Below are 18,425 nucleotides of genomic sequence, written 5' to 3'. Positions count from 1 at the left end.
GGCCGCGGACCGCACCGGGCACCGCCTGCCTCGGGTTCCGCGCGAGGGTCACCGGTCGGACCGGGCCACGTGCAAGGTTCCCGGGGCGCACGGCAGTTGCGGTCCGGCCGGTCGTCGCGGGCCTGTCGCGCGGTCACAAGGTTTCCACAAAGACGGTTCCTAACCTCCGGCTCTGACGGGCACCGCGACCGGTGCCGAAACCTTCAGGGAGGAACCCATGCGCCCCACTCGCACCGCCGTGGCGACAGCCGCCGCGCTCGCCGCCCTGCTCGCCGCGGCCGGCACCGCCGTCGCGGACGCCACGAGCCCGTCGGCCGCACCGTCTGCCGACCCGTCCTCGGCACCCGCGGCCGACCCGTCCGCCGCACCGTCGACGGACCCGTCCGCCGGGTCCAGGACACCGAAGGTCCACAAGGCCCCGACCGGGGACGGCGCCCGCGCCCTGTGCAAGCGGGTGCCGAAGATCGACGCCCGTATCGACCGCGCGCTCGCCCGGCTCAACGGCCCTGCCACGGAACGCGGTTCCGTCGCCCGGCTCCAGAAGCGGGTCGACAACGCGAACACGGCCGGTGACACGGCGGTGGCCACGTATCTCAAGGACAAGCTGACCTTCCGCAAGTCGCTGGTGCCGACCCTCAACCGGCGCAGCACGGACCTGGACGCCGTCCGCACCTGGTGCGGGACACAGGACTTCACGGCGAAGGGCGCCACGAAGTGAGCGGCGCCGCTTCGCGAAAGGGCGGCCGTACGCGGGCCGGTGCCGTGCTGGCCGCCTGCGCGATCGCCGGGGCACTGGTGACCGGCTGCGGACACTCCGGCCGTACGTCCGCACCGGCGTCGTCGGCGGACACCTCGGCCGCCGTGTCGGCGGGCGCATCCGCGGGCAGCCACTCCTCCGCGCCCTCGGACTCCGAAATCACCCGTATGCGCAAGCTGGTGGACGACGCGGATTCCGCCGCCGCGATGGCGGAATCCGACGCGGCGGCCGACAAGTGACCCTGCCGCCGGGCTACTTGGCGTCCGCGTAGCACGCCACCGCGTGCGTCTCCAGCGGGAACGGCACCGGGGCGGAGCCGAAGACCAGGAGGCGGGCCTCGTCACCGGCCGCCGTCACCGCCGCCTCGACGGCGGGCGCGAGCTCGGTCGGGGCGTGCACGATCACCTCGTCGTGCTGGAAGAAGACCAGTTGGGGCTCCGGCCCGATCGCGGTCAGCCGGCGGCGCAGCGAGGCCAGCATGGCCAAGGCCCAGTCGGAGGCGCTGGCCTGGATGAGGAAATTGCGCGTGAAGCGGCCCCAGGACCGGGCCGCGCGGCGGTCGGGGGACGCGCCGTCGCCGGGGTCGGCGCTCTCGTCGAGGAACCGGTCGGCGGACGGCGCGGGCGACGTACGGCCCAGCCGCGACCGTACGATCCCGCCCGCCTCGCCCGTTCTGGCCGCGGCCTCCACCAGGGCGAGGGCGGCGGGGAAGCGACGGCGCATCACCGCGAGAAGCTGACCCGCCTCGCCGCTGGTCTGCCCGTACATCGCCGCGAGCAGCGCAATCTTGGCGCGCGGCCGGTCGCCGCCGAAGGCGTTCCGCGCCAGCGCCGCGTACAGATCGCCCTCCGCGGCAGCCGCCGCGAGCCCGGCGTCACCGGACATCGCGGCCAGCACCCGCGGCTCCAGCTGCCCGGCGTCGGCGACCACCAGTCGGTGCCCGGGGTCGGCGACGACGGCGGAGCGCAGCAGCCGCGGGATCTGAAGGGCGCCGCCGCCACGCGTCGCCCACCGGCCCGACACCACGCCGCCCACCACGTATTCGGCGCGGAAGCGGCCGTCGCGCACCCAGCTCTCGCGCCAGGCCCAGCCGTGCGCGGCGTGGATCCGGGACAGTTCCTTGTAGCGCAGCAGCAGCCCGGCCGCCGGATGCCCGACCTCGCGCAGCTCGTGCGAGCGGGTCGACGTCAGATGCACGCCGACGCGGGCGAAGGCGGGCAGCATCTGGGCAGGGGAGTCGGGGTTGACCGGACGTCCGAGCGCGTCCTGGATACGGGCGGCCAACTCGCCCAGCAGCGCGGGCCGTGCGCCACCCGCGGGGCGCGGGCCGAGCAGTCCGGTCAGCAGCTCGTCGTGCACCTCGGCGCTCCACGGCAGCCCGTCCCGGCCCATCTCGACCGCGGCGAGCGCGCCCGCGGACTCCGCCGCGCACAACAGCCGGATCCGGTCGGGGTGCTCGCTCGCGGCGATCCGCCGCTGCTGCGCCGCGTGCACCTCGACCAGCGCGGCCAACGGATCGAGATCCCGCGGGAGATGACGCCGGTCGGCGGCGAACAGCACCGGCTGGTCGTCCGCGCCGGGCTCCGGGGCGTCCTCGGGCTCGGGCAGCCCGTGCAGCCGCGCCCACGCCGCCCCCAGAGACCGGGGCCTGCGGTGCCTGCCCTCCTGCCCGAGCAGCAGCGACTCGACGAGCTTCACGTCATGGCAGCGCGCGGTGCGCACCGACCCCCGGTCGAGCAGCCACGGATACACCTCGTCGGTCGCCGCCCAGACCCAGCGCGGTGCCTGCTCGGCCTCCCGCCGCGCGACCTCAGCGGCCAGGTCCCGTACGACATCGACCTTCCCGACCGCCGTCCCGTCCTCCCCGAGCGCGCACAGCCGCCCGCCCGACCCCACCGGGTCGGGCACGGCGGCGATCCGCGCGACGGCGGCGATGGCTGTACCCACCATCGGAGCCTAGACGCGACCACTGACAATGCCCTGGAGGGCGGGCCCGCGGACGGTGTCGCGCACGGGCCCGGCCGCGTTACCCCGGCGGGCCGACGACACGGCAGCGCAAGGGCCGCGCTCCGGCCCGGCGGCGAATCCTGCTCGCCGCGGGCCGGGGGCGCGGCCCCGGATGTCCCTCGCTGTCGCGTCGGTGGCGGGCGGGCCCGTCAGGAGCTCTGCTGGGCCTCCTCGACCGACTTGCGCACCTCGTCCATGTCGAGGGCGCGGGCCTGCGCGATGACGTCCTCCAGGGCGGGCTCGGGCAGCGCTCCCGGCTGCGCGAAGACCGCGACCTTGTCACGGACGATCATCAGGGTCGGGATCGACTGGATCTGGAAGGCCGCGGCCAGCTCGGGCTGCGCCTCCGTGTCGACCTTCGCGAAGACCAGGTCCTGGTGCTTCTCGGACGACTTGTCGTAGACCGGTGCGAACATCCGGCACGGCCCGCACCAGGCGGCCCAGAAGTCGATGAGGACGAAATCGTGCGACGACACGACCTCGTCGAAATTCTCCTTGGTCAGCTCCACAGTGCTCATGCCCCCACAACGGGCGGCGCCCGCCGGAAATTCCTGCCGTCGCCGCGGGTGCCGCGGACCCCGGAGAGTTCACTCATACGAGTGGTGCGGGCGGGGTGTGCAGTGGCGTCCGACCCGTCGGAGTCGTTGGTCGGGCTATGGCAGCAACGCAGTGGATTCCGCAGGACGACGGCGCCGACGGCGCGGGCGACGGTCACCAGCCATGGCGCTATTCCCGTGCCGGAACGGTTCTGCAGAGCACGGAGGCACCGGTCTTCGCGGAACTCGCCGACCAGTGGCGGTCCGCGGGCCGCATGGTGCCGGGCCAGAAGGACACGGAGTGGGCCGAACTGGTCGGCCGCATCCCCCGTCTGACCGGCGTCTGACGACGGTTCCCGGCCCCGGCCCGGACTCCGGCTCCGGCCCGGACTCCGGCTCCGGCCCAGGCTCCGGCCGAGGCCCGGGTCTCCGCTGAGGGCGGCGTCGGCGGTCATCCGCCCGTGGGAGGCGACCGCGCGCCGTCACGGCAGCGGCTGGGGCGGCGGTGGTCCCTGGTAGGTGCCGCTGGGGCGCATCCGCAGCGGGCGCTCCTGGTACTCCTCCAGGGCGTGCGCGATCCAGCCCGCCGTGCGCGCCACGGAGAAGACCGTCTCGCCCGCCTCCGCGGGCATCGCGGCGGAGACCGAGAGCACCGCGAGGGCCAGGTCGACGTTGGGGTGCAGCGGGGTGTGGCGAGCGGCCGTCGCCGCCAGGTCGCGGGCCGCGGCCAGGGCGTCGGAGGCGGCGGGCACCTGCCCGAGCAGGTGGAAGAGCAGCCGGGCGCGCGGGTCCTCGCCCTGGTAGAGGCGGTGCCCGAGGCCGGGGATCCGCTGACCGGCGCGCAGTTGCTCGGCGACGACGGGACCCGCGCCGCCGCGCTCCAGCACCTCGGCGAGCGTCCGGTGGGCCAGGGCGCTGGCCTGTCCGTGCAGCGGCCCGTCCAGCGCGCCGAGTCCGGCGGACACCACCGCGTAGGGGTGCGCGCGGGCCGAGGCGGCGACCCGCGCGGCCAGCGTCGAGGCGGCAAGGTCGTGGTCGACGAGCAGCGCGAGCGCCGCGTCCAGCACCCGCAGCGACGCCTCGTCGGCGGGCCGCTCGGTCAGCCGCGACCACAGGCGCCAGGCCAGCCCGCCCTCTCCCGAATGCGGCCGGCCGAGCGGCGGCAGCGCGCCGACCAGGGTCGGGATCAGGCTGCGCGCCGTGCCCAGCACGGCCTCCTCCGACAGGTCGAAGCGCAGCGGATCCGCGGTGGCCGCCGCGATGACCGCGACCCGCAGCCGGTCCATCGGACCGCAGCCCGCGGGCAGCGCGTCGCCCGCGCTGCGGGCGGCCTTCAACAGCGGCTCGGGCGCGGTGAAGCGGACCCCGCGCCGCAGCACCCCGGTCCACAGCCACTCGGCGACCTCCTCGAAGCCGTACGCCGTGGCCAGCCCGGTCGCGTCGACCCCGCGGAAGTAGAGGCCGTCGTCCTCGATCAAGGTGACGCCGGTACGGATACGGACCCAGGCGCCGTTTCCGCCCCCGCCGCCCCCGCTGTCCGAGGGCCCGTCGGCACCGGCCGCCGCGGGCCGTGCGCGCCGGGCCAGGGCCTCGACCTCGTCCGGGTCGAAGGTGCTGCCCCTACCGCCCTCGGCCCGTCGGCTGGCGAGCAGGCCGCGGCTGACATACGCGTACAGCGTCTCCGGCTTCACGCCGAGCCGCCGGGCGGCCTCCCGGGTGCTGATCCGGTCCGCCGGTTGATCCGTCATGGGCTCACCGTATCCATAGTGCTCAGCTCATTTACATTGATTCAATCAACATTGACAGAGTTTAAATCAATCATGGAGAGTCGAGTCAATACCCAAGGAGGACACGATGCCGACCACCGAGCAGAACGCCCCGATCGACGTACCCCGCGGTCTCAAGGGCGTGATCGTCACCGACACATCCGTCGGCGACGTCCGCGGGCTCGAAGGCTTCTACCACTACCGCGAGTACTCCGCCGTGGACCTGGCCGAGAGCCGCGGCTTCGAGGACGTCTGGCACCTGATGTTCCACGGCGCGCTGCCCGACGCGGCCGAGCGCGCCGCGTTCACCGCGCGGACCGCCGCCCTGCGGCACCTGCCCGCCGACGTGGCGGACGCGCTCCCGGCCATCGCCCGCGCCAGCGCGCTGTCGGGACCGCTGGCGGGGCTGCGCACCGCGCTGTCGCTGACCGGCGCCTCGGCCGGATTCCGCCCGCTGTACGACCTCACGCCCGACCGCCGCCGCGCCGACGCGCTGGCCGCCTGCGCGGTGGTGCCCACCCTGCTCACCGCGCTGCACCGGCTCGCCCAGGGCCTGGAGCCGGTCGAGCCGCGCGACGACCTGCCGTACGCGGCGAATTACCTCTACATGCTGACCGGCGAGGAGCCGGAGCCCGTACGAGCCCGCGCCGTCGAGCGCTATCTGATCTCGACCGTCGACCACGGCTTCAACGCCTCGACGTTCACCGCCCGCGTGATCGCCTCGACGGGGGCGGACCTGGCCGCTTGTCTGGTGGGCGCGATCGGCGCGCTGTCCGGGCCGCTGCACGGCGGCGCGCCCAGCCGCGCGCTCGACACACTCGACGCGATCGGCACGCCCGACCGGATCGACGGCTGGCTGCGGGAGCACATCGGTGCGGGCGAGCGGATCATGGGCTTCGGCCACCCCGTGTACCGCACCGAGGACCCGCGCTCGCGGATGCTCAAGGGCATCGCGCAGAGCTTCGGCGGCGACCTGGTGGACTTCGCGGTGCAGGTGGAGGCCCGCGCGGAGGCGCTGCTCGCCGAGCTGAAGCCCGGCCGCGAGCTGCACATCAACGTCGAGTTCTTCGCGGGCGTCGTGATGGAGCTCTGCGGGCTGCCGCGCGAGATGTTCACACCCACCTTCGCCGCCGCCCGCGTCGTCGGCTGGAGCACCAACATCCTGGAGCAGGCCGAGGACAGCAAGATCATCCGGCCGTCCGCGCGGTACGTCGGCCCGCCGCCGCCCGTGCCGGTGCCCGCCGCCTGAGTGGACCGGCGGGGGCGGCGGTGCCGTGGTGGAGTGCGCGACGGAACGCGTTGCGGCGTGCCCAAGCGGCGTGCTCAAGCGGTGTGCCCAAGCGGTGTGCGACATACCAACCAGTCGGTAATATCGGCGGAGCGGACACCGGGACACACCGGCGGACGCCAGGAAAGCACCCGCAGGGTGCGCCCCACCACGCTGAGGAGCCGACGTGCGCGCGATCCAGATCACCGAATTCGGCGGTCCCGAGGTGCTGCGGGAGACCGAGCTGCCCGACCCCGTGGCAGGCCCGGGCCAGCTCCTCGTGGACGTCGACTCCGCCGGGATCAACTACGCCGACACGCACACCGTCGAGGACTCCTACCTCTCGCGCTCCACGCTCCCGATGGTCCCCGGCGCCGAGGTGGTCGGCCGCACCGCGGAGGGCCGCCGGGTCGTCGCCCTCACCGACAACGGCGGCTACGCCCAGAAGGCCGTCGTCCAGGAGTACCTGGCCCACGACGTGCCCGACGAGGTCACCGACGGGCAGGCGCTCGCCCTGGTCGTCCAGGGCCTCACCGCCTGGCACCTGCTGCGCACCTCCGGACGCCTGGCCGAGGGCGAGAGCGTCGTGGTGCACGCGGCGGCCGGCGGTACGGGCTCGCTCGCCGTCCAGCTCGCCAAGACCTTCGGCGCGGGCCGGGTGATCGCCACCGCCTCGTCCGAGGACAAGCGGGACCTCGCCCTTGAACTCGGCGCCGACGTCGCCGTCGACTCCGGCCCCGAGGACCTGAAGGACCGTCTCGTCGAGGCGAACGGCGGCAAGAAGGTCGACATCGTGCTGGAGATGACCGGGGGCCCGGTCTTCGACGCCTCGCTCGCCGCGCTCGCGCCGTTCGGCCGCCTCGTCACGTACGGTCTGGCCTCCAGGACGCCCCCGACACCGGTCCAGGCCGCACAGCTCATGGCCCGCTCCCGCGCGGTCGTCGGCTTCTGGCTGACGCACTGCCTCGGACGTCCGGGGATGTACCGCGAGCCGATGGCCGAGCTGCTGGAGATGACCGCGGCGGGCCGCCTCGTGCCCCGGCTCGGCGGGGTCTATCCGCTGTCCGAGGCGGTCAGGGCCCATGAGGAGCTGCGGGCCCGGCAAACCTTCGGCAAATTGGTGCTCGATGTGAGGGCCTGAGCGGAACCGACGGGCTCGTCGTAGTCGTTGAACAGGTGCACACTCGACAACGAGGTACGACGGACCGCCGCCAGTGGTCCGCGCCCCGCATGTCTCGGGAGGGGCTATGGACCGCAACCGCTTCGCGCCCGACCGGGGGCTGACCACGCGCATGGTGGTCACGATGTTCCTGATCGGTCTGCTCTATGTCGTCTTCGTCGGCGCGCTGCTGGCGCTGCTGCGCGGATCCTGGCCGCTGATCCTCGTGATCGCCGGAGTTCTCTTCATCGCGCAGTTCTGGTTCAGCGACCGCATCGCCGCCTTCAGCATGGGCGCCAAGGAGGTCACGCCCGAACAGGCGCCGGAGCTGCACGGCGTCGTGGACCGCATCTGCGCGCTCGCCGACATGCCCAAGCCCAAGGTCGCCATCGCCGATTCCGACGTGCCGAACGCGTTCGCCACCGGTCGCAACAAGAAGAACACCACGGTGTGCGCCACGACCGGGCTGCTGCGCCGCCTGGAGCCGGACGAGCTGGAGGGCGTCATCGCCCACGAGTTGTCCCACGTCGCCCACAAGGACGTCGCGGTCATGACGATCGCCTCCTTCCTCGGCATCCTCGCCGGTGTCATCACCCGGATCGGCCTCTACGGCGGCTTCCGCCGGGCGCGCGACCCCGGGACCGCCGTGCTCGCCGTGGCGATCCCGCTGGTCAGCGCGGTCGTCTACGCCATCAGCTTCCTGCTCACCCGGATGCTGTCGCGCTACCGCGAGCTGTCCGCCGACCGCAGCGCCGCGCTGCTCACCGGCCGCCCCTCCTCGCTGGCCTCCGCACTGACCAAGGTCACCGGGCAGATCGGCGCGATCCCCACCAAGGACCTCCGCAAGGCGGAGCCCTTCAACGCCTTCTACTTCGCGCCCGCGCTGAGCGCGAAGGGCGGAGGCTCCGCCTTCTCGAAGCTGCTGTCCACCCACCCCTCCCTTGAGCAGCGGCTGGAGCAGCTCAGCCGCATCACTCTCGAACTGGACCGCCACTGATGGGTCTGCTGGACGTCATCCTCGGCCGCAGCAAGCCGGTCAAGCCCGACCTCGATCAGCTCTTCGGCCTCACCTCGGCCGCCATCACCCTCGAAGCGGCGAGCGAGCTGCGGCCCACCGGCCTCGGCTCGGTCTGCTTCGCGGCCGTCGAGGGCGGCGCCTTCGCCGAGATCCAGCAGGACCTGCGGGCCCTGGTCGGCGCGGAGGCCAGCCAGGACTCGTACGGCTACACCTGGCTGCTGGCCCGTAAGGACCCCGCCGAGATGACCGACCTCGTCACCGATCTGCACGCGATCAACTCCGCCCTGGAGGAACGCGGCTTCGGCCCGCAACTGCTCTGCTCGCTGCTCGGTTTCAAGGACCCCGCGGGCCGCTCGGTGGCGCTGGTCTACCTCTACAAGCGCGGCTCCTTCTACCCCTTCGCCCCGCTGCCCGGCGAGAAGCGGGACAACGCGCTGGAACTCCAGGTCAGAGCCCTGGTCACCAATGACCTCCGGCTGGAGGACGACCTGTCGCGCTGGTTCCCCGTCTGGGGCGCGCCGGGCCTGTGACCGCTCCGTACGCCCTGTTTGCGGCGCGCCCGCCCTACGCTGGGTGCTACTCGAACCCTCTGGAAGGCACACACGCATGACGTCTTACGACCCCGCCGCGGTGAAGGTCAGCCCCGAGAAGTGGGTGGCCGACCAGGCCCGCCGCTACGAGGAGTCCAACGGCACCGAGGGCACCGACCTCAACGGCTCGCCCTGCCTGCTCCTCGACTACCAGGGCCGTCGCAGCGGCGCGTGGCTGCGTACCGTACTGATCTACGGCCGGGACGGCGACGACTACCTGATCGTCGCCTCCAAGGGCGGCGCCCCCGAGCACCCCCTGTGGTACCTGAGCGTCCGCGACAACCCCGAGGTCCACCTGCGGGTGCTCGGCGAGCGCTTCGCCGCCCGCGCCGAGACGCTGTCGCCGCAGGACAAGGCCCGGGTGTGGCCGCACCTGCTCGATGTGTACGCGCCGTACGCCGACTACCAGGAGAAGACCGACCGGGACATTCCCGTGGTGCGGCTCCGCCGGATCTGACGACATGTCGATCTGACGATCTGACGACGGGTAAGGGGCGACCACCCAGGTGGTCGCCCCTTACCCGTGCCGCCCGAGGGCTCGGCTCACCGAGCCGCCTCGCGCCGCCGGACGGCGAAGCTCAGGACCGCCAGCGCCAGTTCGAGGCCGAGCAGGAACACCAGCCCCATCCGGAAGGCGTGCGGGTAACCGCCGGGCGCGCCGTCGCCGACCGCGCCGTAGAAGATGATGCCGATCAGGGCGATGCCGAGCGCGCCGCCGATCTGCTGCGTGGTGGCCACCACGCCGGAGGCCGAGCCGACGAGCCGGGGCGGGACGGTGGCCAGCGCGTCGTGGGTGAGCGGGGCGATCACCATGCCCATCCCGACGCCGTCCATGATGAGCCCCGGCACCAGCTCCCACAGGCTGCCGGTGGTCCCGGAGCGGTGCGCCGCCTCCCACAGCAGACCGAGCCCCGCGGCCATCGCCAGCGCTCCGGCCGGGACCGTACGGCCGCCGAGCCTGGCCGCGATGCGGTGCGCGTTCGTCGAGGTCAGCAGGTAGCCGCCGCCGATCGCCAGGAAGACCGTGCCCGAGTGCAGGGCGTTCAGGCCGCGGCCCGCCTGGAGGTACAGGGCGAGGATCAGGAAGAACGAGCCCTGCCCGCTCCAGAAGACGAACTGCGCGAGGGAGCCGGGACCGAAACCGCGCTGCCGGAACAGGTCCGTGTTCAGCACCGGGTCGCCGCCGCGGCGGCCGAGCCGGTCCTGGTGGCGGACGAAGACGGTGACGAGCACGGCGGACGCGGCCAGGCACAGCCAGGTCCACAGCGGCCAGCCCGCCGCACGCCCCTGGATCAGCGGCAGCACGAGCGCGACGACAGCGGCGGTGGACAGCGCCACGCCGGTGAGGTCCAGCCGGGGCCGTTGCGGCGCCCTCGACTCGGCCAGGGCGCGCGGCACCAGCGCCAGGGCGAGCAGCCCGACCGGGAGGTTGATCAGGAAGCAGGCCCGCCAGCCGAGGCCGAGCACGTCGGCCTTGATCAGCAGACCGCCGATGAGCTGCCCGAAGACCGCGCCGACGCCCATCGTCAGCCCGTACATGCTGAAGGCGCGGGCCTGCGCCTTGCCAGTGTAGGCGGTCTGGAGAATCGACAGCACCTGCGGGCTCATCAGCGCGGCCGACAGGCCCTGGAGGACCCGCGCCGCCACCAGCGTCCCTGCGGTGGGGGCGAATCCGCACGCCGCCGAGGTGGCGGTGAACAGCGCGAGCCCGACGGTGAACATCCGTCTGCGGCCGAAGACGTCACCGAGCCGGCCCGCCGTGATCAGCCCGGTGGCCACGGCCAGGCCGAAGCCCGCCACCACCCACTGGATCGACGCGGTGCCCGCGTGCAGGTCGTTCTGGACGGAGGGGATCGCCACATTCACGATGAAGATGTCGAGCGCGATCATGAAGGTCGCGGCCAGCAGGAGCAGCAGGCCGAGGTCTGGCCGCTTGCTGACCGGCGAGCCGTCGCGGCTCGCGGGCGGGGACGCGGCGGTGGTGGCCGAGGCCATGACGGAACTCCTGTCGCAGGGGGGACGGATGTCCGGGGCGATGACGGGGTACGGGTGCGGCTCGGTGGTGACGGGGTACGGGGTACGGGCGGGGCCCTGCGCGGGCCGCACCCGTACCCGTGGAGCGGTGCTCAGGCGCCGGCCGGGACCTTGTCGAGGAAGCCCTGGACGCTGTGCACCAGGCCGTCCTCGCCGATCGCGGCCACGTCGAAGCCGACCACCAGCGACTCGCCGCCCGCCGGGCCCAGCTCCCACGTGAAGCGGGCGATGTGGTGGTGCGCGTCGACCGGGCCCAGGGTGAACACGAAGCCGGGGAACTGCGCCTGCACGGCGCCGACCACCGCGTCGAAGGCGTCCCGCCCGGTGACGTCGGCCAGCGGGTCGGTGTAGCGGCCGTCGGCGGCGAATACCTCGTCGATCAGGCGGCGCCGGGCGGCCGGGTCGGTCTCGTTCCAGGCGGCGATGTAGCGCTGGACCAGGTACAGGGTGTCGCTCATGGCTGGTGTCTCCCTACGTTGTCCGGCGCCGGGTGGCGCCGTGTTCTCGCAGGTCAAGACGGTACGGACGGGACCGCGTCCGCGAATCGGTCATCGTTGGGTACTTGTGCGGCCGGTTGTACGTCACGACCGGTCGCCATGACGTACACGCCCCGCGGGCCGGGGTCCGAACCGGCGTCTCGCACCGCCTCCCGTAGGCGTCTCGGCCAATCCGTGGTGGCGTTGCGCACCGGCCGTGAGCGCCGGGAGTGCCGGGAGCACCGGCCCGCGGCACCGTCCCCCGGAGCAGCCCGCACGTTCGGCCCCGGTGCGCGGTCCGCGAAGGCGGGACCGCGCACCGGGGGAAGAGGTCACCTCGTGGCGTCGAGCCGGACCTTCAGCGCGTCCAGCGTGTCCGCGATGCGCGGGGAGCCGCAGTGCCGGGACAGCCGGGCGGCCTCGCGGCCCAGCGTGCGCGCGCCCTCCAGGTCACCGGTCAGGGCGCGGGCGGTGGCGGCGCGCGCCGAGTACAGGCAGCGGTCGCGTACGTACGAGGCGTCCTGCATCGCCAGCGCCTGCTCCAACAGGGGCCTGGCCTCGTGCGCGTGGCCCAGGTCGAGCAGCGACTGACCGGTCTGCGCGGCCAGTTCTGCCGCGTCGAACCAGTAGAGCCACGACGGCCCCGACTCCCGCTCCGCCAGGTCCAGTTGGCGCTCCGCCTCGGAGACCGCGCGCCGTGAGGCGCCGTCGGCGCCGACCGCGGCGTGCGCCCGGCTCAGCCTGCTGGCGGCCAGCGCCCGGACGGCCGGGGGAGTGCCGCCCGCCGCCCGTACCCCCGCCTCCGCCGCGGCCACCGCGTCCCGCGGCTGACCCGCGATCACCGCGTGCAGTGCGAGGCCGCCCCACAGCGCGACGGCCAGCGGGCGGTCACCCGCGCTGTGGGCGAGCCGCAGACCGGTCAGATAGTGCCGCTGCGCCGCCCCGAGCCGGCCGGTGTCGGTCGCCGCCCAGCCGCCGAGCTGCGCCAGGTCGGCGGCGACCCGCAACAGCCTTGCCCCGTGGGCCCGTTCGTGCTGCCCCCGGTGCAACAGGCCGCGCACCATGCGCAGATCGGCCTCGACGCGGTGCCGTACGGCCGCGCCGCCGAGCCGGTCGTCGAGCTTGCGCAGCCCCAGCACCCCGGCTTCGAGCCAGTCGATCACCGGGCCGTCCACGACGGCCGCGGCCACCGCTTTGTCGACGGCGTCGTCGCGGAACGCGGCCGCGGCGCTCGCCTGTCGCGGCACACGTCCCGAGCGGGTGCCGGGCACCGGTTCGTCCCACCGCTCGGCCATGGCGGCCGACGCCGACCCGCGTCCCGCCGCGGCCGAGGGCGAACCCGCCTTCTTGTCCACGGCACGTGAACCCATGGAACCCATCGCGCCCGCCGCGCCGCCCGAGCCCGCGGAACCGGCGGCGCCCGTCGTGCCCTCCGCGCCCGCCGCGTCCCAGTCCGCGATGGCGTCGAGCAGCGCCTGCTCGTCCGCGATGGGGAAGCCGCGCGGGTCGCTCGCGCCGTTGTCGAGCAGCGCGGTGAGCGCGGTGAAACTGCCCTCGACCGTCCACGGCAGCCCGTCCGGCATGCCGCCGTGCGCCGGGAGCCAGCGCGGCCAGGGCCTCAACTCCAGTTCCCTGGAGGGGATTCCGAGCGCGCGGGCCAGCGCGCGCTGGCTGTCGGCCTCCGGCACGACCCCCCAGTGCTCCCAGCGCCAGACCTTCTCGCGGCGGGCCGCCATCGGCACCCCGAGGATCCGCGCGTTGTCGGCTATGACCCGTGCCAGGTCCTGGTAGCTCCACCCGTGTCTTCGCCGTACATAGGCGAGCGGGTGGGTGGAGGCTGCCGCACTCTGTCGTTCCCCCGCGTCCGCACCGCTCACGCTCCCGCCGTCCATGTCACCTGGTCCCCACCGCGCGATGCCGACACACCTTGATCGGCCTCTCGAATATCAGGTGTCCGGCCGATCGCGCAGCCGAACCAGCGCATCCATCCCGATCCGTGTCCCAAACCCCCGTCACCATACGGGACTACAGCGAGACAACAGGTCCGGGCTTGATGCCACCCCGTGCCGACCGGTTGGCTGTGCGTGATCACATGACGTTACGCACGCCGTGGAGGGCTGCCCGCGGATGACCCCACCGCCGCCACCCTTCCGCTTCTCGCGTGGCAAGGACGACGTGGCTTTCGACCCGGCTCTCGGTGACGAGGAGCTGGTCGCGGCTCGTGCTGCCCTGGCCCATGGCCGCTGGGCGGAGACCCGTGACCTGCTGAGCCGTACCGGGGACAACTGGGACCGCCGAGGACATCGGCTGGTCGTCCTCGGCGAGGGCAAGAGCGCCGCCGCCTGGGCGGGCGAGTGGCAACTCGCCGAGCCCGAGAGTACGGACGCCGCCGCGCTGGCCGCGTTCGCGGCCGTCTTCCGCGCGGTCGCGGGCAAGCAGAGCGCCGAGTCGGCGCGCGAACTCTGCCTGCGCGCGGCCCGGATGACCCCGCGCGACCCGTCGCCGTGGCTCGCCCTGCTGGTGCTCGCGCGCCGCACCGGCACCGACGACGAGCAGGTGCGCGCCTTCGACCAGGCGCGCGGCCGGCACCGCGGCCACCACCACGCCCACCACCTGATGACGCAGTGCCTGGCGGAGCGTCAGAAGACCGACGGCGAGGACCCGTTCCACGAGGTGTACGAATTCGCCGAGTGGGCCGCGGACGAGGCGGGACGCGGATCACCGCTGGCCGTACTGCCGTTGGTCGCGCTGGTGGAGCGCTACCGGGTGCTCGCGTCGGCCGACGTCCTGCCCGACGTCCCCAACGGCCTCCCGTACTGGGTCAGTCCGCGCGCCCGGCAGAGCGTGCGCATGGCCTTCGACTGGTGGCTCGAATGGCAGGGCTACGACCACTCGCGGTTGCTGCTCGACCTGAACTACCTTGCGTACGGCAAATTCCACGCGGGCGACACGGTGGAAGCCGCCGCCCTGTTCAACCGGATCGGGTCGGAGGCGACACGCACCCCGTGGTCGTATCCCGACCGCGACCCGAAGAAGGCGTTCCGCGCGGCGCGCAACTACGCGCTCGGCTTCGGTTCCGCCTAGGCCCCCACGGTCGTACTCACCCAGCAGGACACGCAGTTGGAACCACGCACGAAGAACCATGTTCGAAGACCGATCCAGTAAGACCCGAACCACGGACCACCGGAAGGACACCGCAGCATGCTGACGGGCAGTACAAGCGAGATCAGCACGTTCAAGGGCGAGCAACGCGCACTGCGCGCGGACCGGATCGGCGCACCGGCCCTCCTGCTCTCGGTCCTCGCCGCGACCGCGCCCCTGATGGTGGTGGCCGGTGTGGTGCCGACCACCTTCGCCACCATGGGTGTCGTCGGGGTGCCGCTGCTGTTCGTCATCGTCGGCCTCGTGCTGATCCTCTTCAGCTTCGGCTACGCCGAGATGAGCCGCCATGTGCACAACGCGGGCGCGCTGTACGCGTACATATCCAGGGGCCTGGGCGGCACCATGGGCGCCTGCGCCTCGTACGTCGCCCTGTTCGCGTACAGCATCATGCAGGTCGGTCTCTACGGGATCTTCGGCTACGAGATCTCCAGCCAGATCGCCCAGCACTGGAACCACAACGTGGCCTGGTGGATCCCGGCGCTCGGCGGAGTCGCGATCACCGCGATCTTCGGCGCGCTGAAGATCGACCTGAACGCCAAGACGCTCGGTGTGCTGCTGCTGGTCGAGACGCTGCTGACCGTCGTCTTCGACATCAGCTTCCTGTCCGACCCCGGCCCGCAGGGCGTCTCGGTGCACGCCTTCGACCCCAGCACGCTCAGCGGCGCGGGTCTGGGCACCGCCCTGTGCTTCACCATCGCCGGGTTCGTCGGCTTCGAACAGGCCCCGGTCTACGCCGAGGAGACCAGCGACGCCCAACGCGTCGTGTCCAAGGTGATGTTCACCGCGATCGGCTTCGCCACCCTCTTCTTCGCCTTCAGCGCCTGGGCGATCACCGTCGGCACCGGCCCCGACCACGTCGTGGGCGCCGCTCAGGAGCAGGGTCCGAACCTGATCTTCTCGCTGAACCAGGCCCGGCTGGGCACCGCGTTCACCGACACCCTGAACATCTTCTTCATCACCGGCATCTTCGCCTCGATGCTGAGCTTCCACAACGTCGTCGCCCGCTACGCGTTCGCGATGGGCCGCGACGGTCTGCTGCCCTCGGCGGTCGGCCGTACCTCGAAGTCCAGCGGCGCCCCCGCCGTCGGCTCCTTCCTCCAGTCGATCGTCGCGCTGGCCGTCGTCGTGGCCTTCGCCGCCACCGACAACGGGAAGTTCGACCCGAAGTTCGGCCCGGACCCGACGGCCCCCGTGCTGCGCATGTTCACCTGGGCGGGCAACGTCGGCGCGCTCGGCATCGTGCTGCTGATGGCCACCGCGGCCATCGCCGTCATCGCCTTCTTCGTCAAGCGCGGCGCCGCCGGTGTGCAGGCATGGCGGCTGGTCACCTCGGCCGTCGCCGCTCTCGGGCTGCTGACCATCGCCGTCTACTCGGTGAAGGACTTCTCGGTGCTGCTGGGCGCCAACCCCGGCCACGGGCTGCGCTGGCTGCTGCCCGGCATCATCGCTCTGGCCGCCGCCATCGGACTGGTCTACGGTCTGATACTGCGCGCCAAGCGGCCCGAGGTGCACGCCAGGATCGGCCAGGGCAACGAGGCGTTCCAACTGGAGAAGGCCGCCGCGCAAGCGTCCTCCTGACCATCTCGCCAGGTCTCACCGCGACGGCCCGCCACACCCCACAGGGTGCGGCGGGCCGCCCGTTTTTTCCGGACCCATGTCCCGAACTCCCCGTCCCCGCAGCGTTCCTGTTCCGCCGTCAGGAGGCCCCATGTCCGCGTCGGCCGCCACCACCACTCCGCATCCGCTCGACCCGCTGACCGCCGACGAGATCGACACGGCCCGCGCCGTACTGGAGGCGGAGGGCCTGGTGTCCGACGCCACCCGCTTCCCGCTCGTCCTGCCCGACGAGCCCGACCGGCACGCCGCGCTCGCCCACCGCGACGGCGACGCCTTCACCCGCCGGGTACGTGTCACGCTGCTCGACTCCGCCACCGGCCGCGCCGCCGAGGCCCTGGTCGACGTCACCTCGCGCCTGCTGCTCGCCCACCGCGACCTGGACCCGGCCGCCGACGGCCAACCGCCGCTGCTGTTCGAGGAGTACGAGACCTGCGACGAGATCGTCAAGGCCGACCCCGCCTGGCGCGCGGCGATGGCCGAGCGCGGCGTCACCGACACCTCGCTGGTGATCGCGGCGCCGCTGGCCGCGGGCAACTTCGGCATCGCCTCCGAGACCGGCCGCCGCATGCTGCGCTCGCTGACCTTCCTGCGCTGCGACGAGAGCGACAACCCGTTCGCCCACCCGGTCGGCGGCCTGGTCGCGGAGGTCGACCTGATCGAGCGGCGCGTCGTACGCCTCATCGACACCGGCGCCGTCCCCACGCCCACCCAATGCGGGCGCTACGAGGCCGAGTTCAACGGACCGGCCCGCACCGACCTGCGCCCGCTGGAGATCGGCCAGCCGGAGGGGCCGTCCTTCACGCTCGAAGGCCCGGTGCTGAGCTGGCAGAACTGGCGGCTGCGGCTGGACTTCAACGCCCGCGAGGGCCTGGTGCTGCACCGGATCACCCACCGCGACGGCGACCGCGACCGGCTCGTCCTGCACCGCGCCTCGATCGCCGAGATGGCCGTGCCGTACGCGGAGCCCGACGCGGCCCGCAACTGGGTCTGCTACCTGGACGCGGGCGAGTACCTGCTCGGCCGCAACGCCAACGCGCTGCGCCTGGGCTGCGACTGCCTCGGCGAGATCGCGTACGTGGACGCCGTGCTGGCCGACGACCTCGGCCGCCCGGAGACGCTGAGCAACGCGATCTGCGTCCACGAGGAGGACGCGGGGCTGCTGTGGAAGCACACCAACATCTTCGACAACTTCGCGGTGGACAGCCGCCGTTCGCGCCGCCTGGTGATCTCGTACATCGCCACCCTCGGCAACTACGACTACGGCTTCTACTGGTATCTCCACCAGGACGGCACGATCGCCTTCGAGGCCAAGGCCACCGGGCTCGTGCAGACGTCGGCCGCCGTGCCGGGGGAGAGCTCGCAGCACGCCACCGAGATCGCGCCGGGGCTGCTCGCGCCGTACCACCAGCATCTGTTCTGCGCCCGGCTCGACGTGGCGGTGGACGGCCCGGCCAACACGGTCGAGGAAGTGGACGTCGTACGGCTGCCGATGGGCCCGGACAATCCGAACGGCAACGCCTTCACCACGCGCGCCACCGTGGTGGCCGACAGCGGTGACGCGGGCCGGGTCGCCGACCCGGCGGCCGGGCGGCGCTGGCGGATCAGCAACCCCGGCTCGCTCAACCGGATGGGCCGCCCGGTCGCGTACACCCTGCTGCCCGACGCGGGACCGACGCTGCTCGCGCAGCCCGGCTCACCGGTCGCGGAGCGCGTCACGTACGCGACCAAGCACCTGTGGGTGACCCGCTACCGCCCCGAGCGGCACTATCCGGACGGCGACTACCCCAACCAGCACCGGGGCGGGGCCGGTGTCGGTCAGTGGTCGCGGCCGGGCGAGGCGCTGGAGGACACCGACCTCACGCTGTGGCACTCCTTCGGGCCGACGCATCTGCCGCGCCTGGAGGACTGGCCGGTGATGCCGGTGGACACCTGCGGTTTCACGCTGAGACCGACCGGCTTCTTCGACCGCAACCCCACGCTCGACCTGCCCCGGGAGAGCGGACGCGGCTCCGGCGGCCACTGCCACCTGTGACGCC

Annotated in this window: 17 protein-coding genes; 11 read left to right on the top strand and 6 right to left on the bottom strand. The window is 73.0% G+C overall.

What is annotated here, in order from left to right:
* Positions 1–217: 217 nt before the first annotated feature.
* Both ACIOC1_RS25890 and ACIOC1_RS25885 read left to right on the top strand, forming a co-directional pair.
* Positions 218–718, top strand: coding sequence for a hypothetical protein (locus ACIOC1_RS25890; protein ID WP_401308232.1), 501 nt, complete (start codon positions 218–220; stop codon positions 716–718).
* Positions 715–996, top strand: coding sequence for a hypothetical protein (locus ACIOC1_RS25885; protein ID WP_401856500.1), 282 nt, complete (start codon positions 715–717; stop codon positions 994–996). The genes ACIOC1_RS25890 and ACIOC1_RS25885 overlap by 4 nt, the downstream gene beginning before the upstream one ends.
* A gap of 13 nt (positions 997–1,009) precedes the next feature.
* Here the strand turns inward: ACIOC1_RS25885 and ACIOC1_RS25880 are convergent, their stop codons facing one another.
* Both ACIOC1_RS25880 and trxA read right to left on the bottom strand, forming a co-directional pair.
* Entirely contained in the window at positions 1,010–2,707 is a 1,698-nt protein-coding gene (locus ACIOC1_RS25880; RefSeq protein ID WP_401856499.1) for a bifunctional 3'-5' exonuclease/DNA polymerase, read from the bottom strand.
* Positions 2,708–2,913: 206 nt separating this feature from the next.
* The gene (gene trxA / locus ACIOC1_RS25875) at positions 2,914–3,282 is read right to left on the bottom strand and encodes a thioredoxin (protein ID WP_355346728.1); all 369 of its coding nucleotides are present in this window, start codon (positions 3,280–3,282) and stop codon (positions 2,914–2,916) included.
* A gap of 137 nt (positions 3,283–3,419) precedes the next feature.
* Between trxA and ACIOC1_RS25870 the strand changes: the two genes are divergently transcribed.
* Positions 3,420–3,647, top strand: a complete 228-nt coding sequence (locus tag ACIOC1_RS25870) for a hypothetical protein (protein ID WP_355346725.1) — start codon at positions 3,420–3,422, stop codon at positions 3,645–3,647.
* A gap of 135 nt (positions 3,648–3,782) precedes the next feature.
* Here the strand turns inward: ACIOC1_RS25870 and ACIOC1_RS25865 are convergent, their stop codons facing one another.
* Positions 3,783–5,048 carry a citrate/2-methylcitrate synthase gene (locus ACIOC1_RS25865; protein WP_391045739.1) on the bottom strand — a complete coding sequence of 422 codons (1,266 nt, stop codon included), beginning with the start codon at positions 5,046–5,048 and terminating at the stop codon, positions 3,783–3,785.
* Positions 5,049–5,154: 106 nt separating this feature from the next.
* Here ACIOC1_RS25865 and ACIOC1_RS25860 point away from each other — a divergent pair, with 106 nt between their 5' ends.
* From ACIOC1_RS25860 to ACIOC1_RS25840, 5 genes are all read left to right on the top strand, one after another.
* Positions 5,155–6,315, top strand: a complete 1,161-nt coding sequence (locus ACIOC1_RS25860) for a citrate synthase/methylcitrate synthase (protein WP_401856498.1) — start codon at positions 5,155–5,157, stop codon at positions 6,313–6,315.
* Positions 6,316–6,520: 205 nt separating this feature from the next.
* Positions 6,521–7,474 (top strand): zinc-binding alcohol dehydrogenase family protein, encoded by a 954-nt coding sequence (locus ACIOC1_RS25855; RefSeq protein ID WP_401856497.1) that lies wholly within the window; start codon positions 6,521–6,523, stop codon positions 7,472–7,474.
* Between the two features lie 106 nt (positions 7,475–7,580).
* Positions 7,581–8,489 (top strand): zinc metalloprotease HtpX, encoded by a 909-nt coding sequence (gene htpX, locus ACIOC1_RS25850; protein WP_355346713.1) that lies wholly within the window; start codon positions 7,581–7,583, stop codon positions 8,487–8,489.
* Entirely contained in the window at positions 8,489–9,040 is a 552-nt protein-coding gene (locus tag ACIOC1_RS25845; RefSeq protein WP_355346710.1) for a hypothetical protein, read from the top strand. The genes htpX and ACIOC1_RS25845 overlap by 1 nt, the downstream gene beginning before the upstream one ends.
* A gap of 76 nt (positions 9,041–9,116) precedes the next feature.
* A complete protein-coding gene (locus tag ACIOC1_RS25840) occupies positions 9,117–9,557 on the top strand; it encodes a nitroreductase family deazaflavin-dependent oxidoreductase (protein WP_355346707.1) in 441 nt (146 codons plus the stop codon).
* A gap of 86 nt (positions 9,558–9,643) precedes the next feature.
* On the opposite strand, the gene ACIOC1_RS25835 is transcribed toward ACIOC1_RS25840, so the two are convergent.
* From ACIOC1_RS25835 to ACIOC1_RS25825, 3 genes are all read right to left on the bottom strand, one after another.
* Positions 9,644–11,095 carry an MFS transporter gene (locus ACIOC1_RS25835; protein WP_391045728.1) on the bottom strand — a complete coding sequence of 484 codons (1,452 nt, stop codon included), beginning with the start codon at positions 11,093–11,095 and terminating at the stop codon, positions 9,644–9,646.
* Positions 11,096–11,226: 131 nt separating this feature from the next.
* Entirely contained in the window at positions 11,227–11,592 is a 366-nt protein-coding gene (locus tag ACIOC1_RS25830) for a nuclear transport factor 2 family protein (RefSeq protein ID WP_355346701.1), read from the bottom strand.
* Between the two features lie 350 nt (positions 11,593–11,942).
* Positions 11,943–13,487, bottom strand: a complete 1,545-nt coding sequence (locus ACIOC1_RS25825) for a hypothetical protein (RefSeq protein WP_401856496.1) — start codon at positions 13,485–13,487, stop codon at positions 11,943–11,945.
* Positions 13,488–13,737: 250 nt separating this feature from the next.
* Here ACIOC1_RS25825 and ACIOC1_RS25820 point away from each other — a divergent pair, with 250 nt between their 5' ends.
* The 3 genes from ACIOC1_RS25820 to ACIOC1_RS25810 all read left to right on the top strand — a co-directional run bounded on the left by ACIOC1_RS25820 (position 13,738) and on the right by ACIOC1_RS25810 (position 18,421).
* The gene (locus ACIOC1_RS25820; RefSeq protein WP_355346695.1) at positions 13,738–14,694 is read left to right on the top strand and encodes a hypothetical protein; all 957 of its coding nucleotides are present in this window, start codon (positions 13,738–13,740) and stop codon (positions 14,692–14,694) included.
* 117 nt (positions 14,695–14,811) lie between these two features.
* A complete protein-coding gene (locus ACIOC1_RS25815; RefSeq protein WP_355346692.1) occupies positions 14,812–16,350 on the top strand; it encodes an APC family permease in 1,539 nt (512 codons plus the stop codon).
* Positions 16,351–16,480: 130 nt separating this feature from the next.
* Positions 16,481–18,421 carry a primary-amine oxidase gene (locus ACIOC1_RS25810; protein ID WP_401856495.1) on the top strand — a complete coding sequence of 647 codons (1,941 nt, stop codon included), beginning with the start codon at positions 16,481–16,483 and terminating at the stop codon, positions 18,419–18,421.
* Positions 18,422–18,425: the final 4 nt, after the last annotated feature.

It is taken from the genome of Streptomyces sp. NPDC088197 (genome assembly GCF_044741185.1).
Lineage (GTDB): Bacteria > Actinomycetota > Actinomycetes > Streptomycetales > Streptomycetaceae > Actinacidiphila.
The sequence above is the reverse complement of the archived record's forward strand: the minus strand, read 5'-3'. Positions and strand labels throughout refer to the sequence as shown.

Bases quoted from the DNA above. Each gene is read 5' to 3' on its own strand.
- ACIOC1_RS25880 (WP_401856499.1), bottom strand. From the start codon at position 2,707: ATGGTGGGTACAGCCATCGCCGCCGTCGCGCGGATCGCCGCCGTGCCC.
- ACIOC1_RS25820 (WP_355346695.1), top strand. From the start codon at position 13,738: ATGACCCCACCGCCGCCACCCTTCCGCTTCTCGCGTGGCAAGGACGAC.
- ACIOC1_RS25845 (WP_355346710.1), top strand. From the start codon at position 8,489: ATGGGTCTGCTGGACGTCATCCTCGGCCGCAGCAAGCCGGTCAAGCCC.
- htpX (WP_355346713.1), top strand. From the start codon at position 7,581: ATGGACCGCAACCGCTTCGCGCCCGACCGGGGGCTGACCACGCGCATG.
- trxA (WP_355346728.1), bottom strand. From the start codon at position 3,282: ATGAGCACTGTGGAGCTGACCAAGGAGAATTTCGACGAGGTCGTGTCG.
- ACIOC1_RS25890 (WP_401308232.1), top strand. From the start codon at position 218: ATGCGCCCCACTCGCACCGCCGTGGCGACAGCCGCCGCGCTCGCCGCC.
- ACIOC1_RS25870 (WP_355346725.1), top strand. From the start codon at position 3,420: ATGGCAGCAACGCAGTGGATTCCGCAGGACGACGGCGCCGACGGCGCG.
- ACIOC1_RS25830 (WP_355346701.1), bottom strand. From the start codon at position 11,592: ATGAGCGACACCCTGTACCTGGTCCAGCGCTACATCGCCGCCTGGAAC.
- ACIOC1_RS25835 (WP_391045728.1), bottom strand. From the start codon at position 11,095: ATGGCCTCGGCCACCACCGCCGCGTCCCCGCCCGCGAGCCGCGACGGC.
- ACIOC1_RS25810 (WP_401856495.1), top strand. From the start codon at position 16,481: ATGTCCGCGTCGGCCGCCACCACCACTCCGCATCCGCTCGACCCGCTG.
- ACIOC1_RS25815 (WP_355346692.1), top strand. From the start codon at position 14,812: ATGCTGACGGGCAGTACAAGCGAGATCAGCACGTTCAAGGGCGAGCAA.
- ACIOC1_RS25860 (WP_401856498.1), top strand. From the start codon at position 5,155: ATGCCGACCACCGAGCAGAACGCCCCGATCGACGTACCCCGCGGTCTC.
- ACIOC1_RS25840 (WP_355346707.1), top strand. From the start codon at position 9,117: ATGACGTCTTACGACCCCGCCGCGGTGAAGGTCAGCCCCGAGAAGTGG.
- ACIOC1_RS25865 (WP_391045739.1), bottom strand. From the start codon at position 5,048: ATGACGGATCAACCGGCGGACCGGATCAGCACCCGGGAGGCCGCCCGG.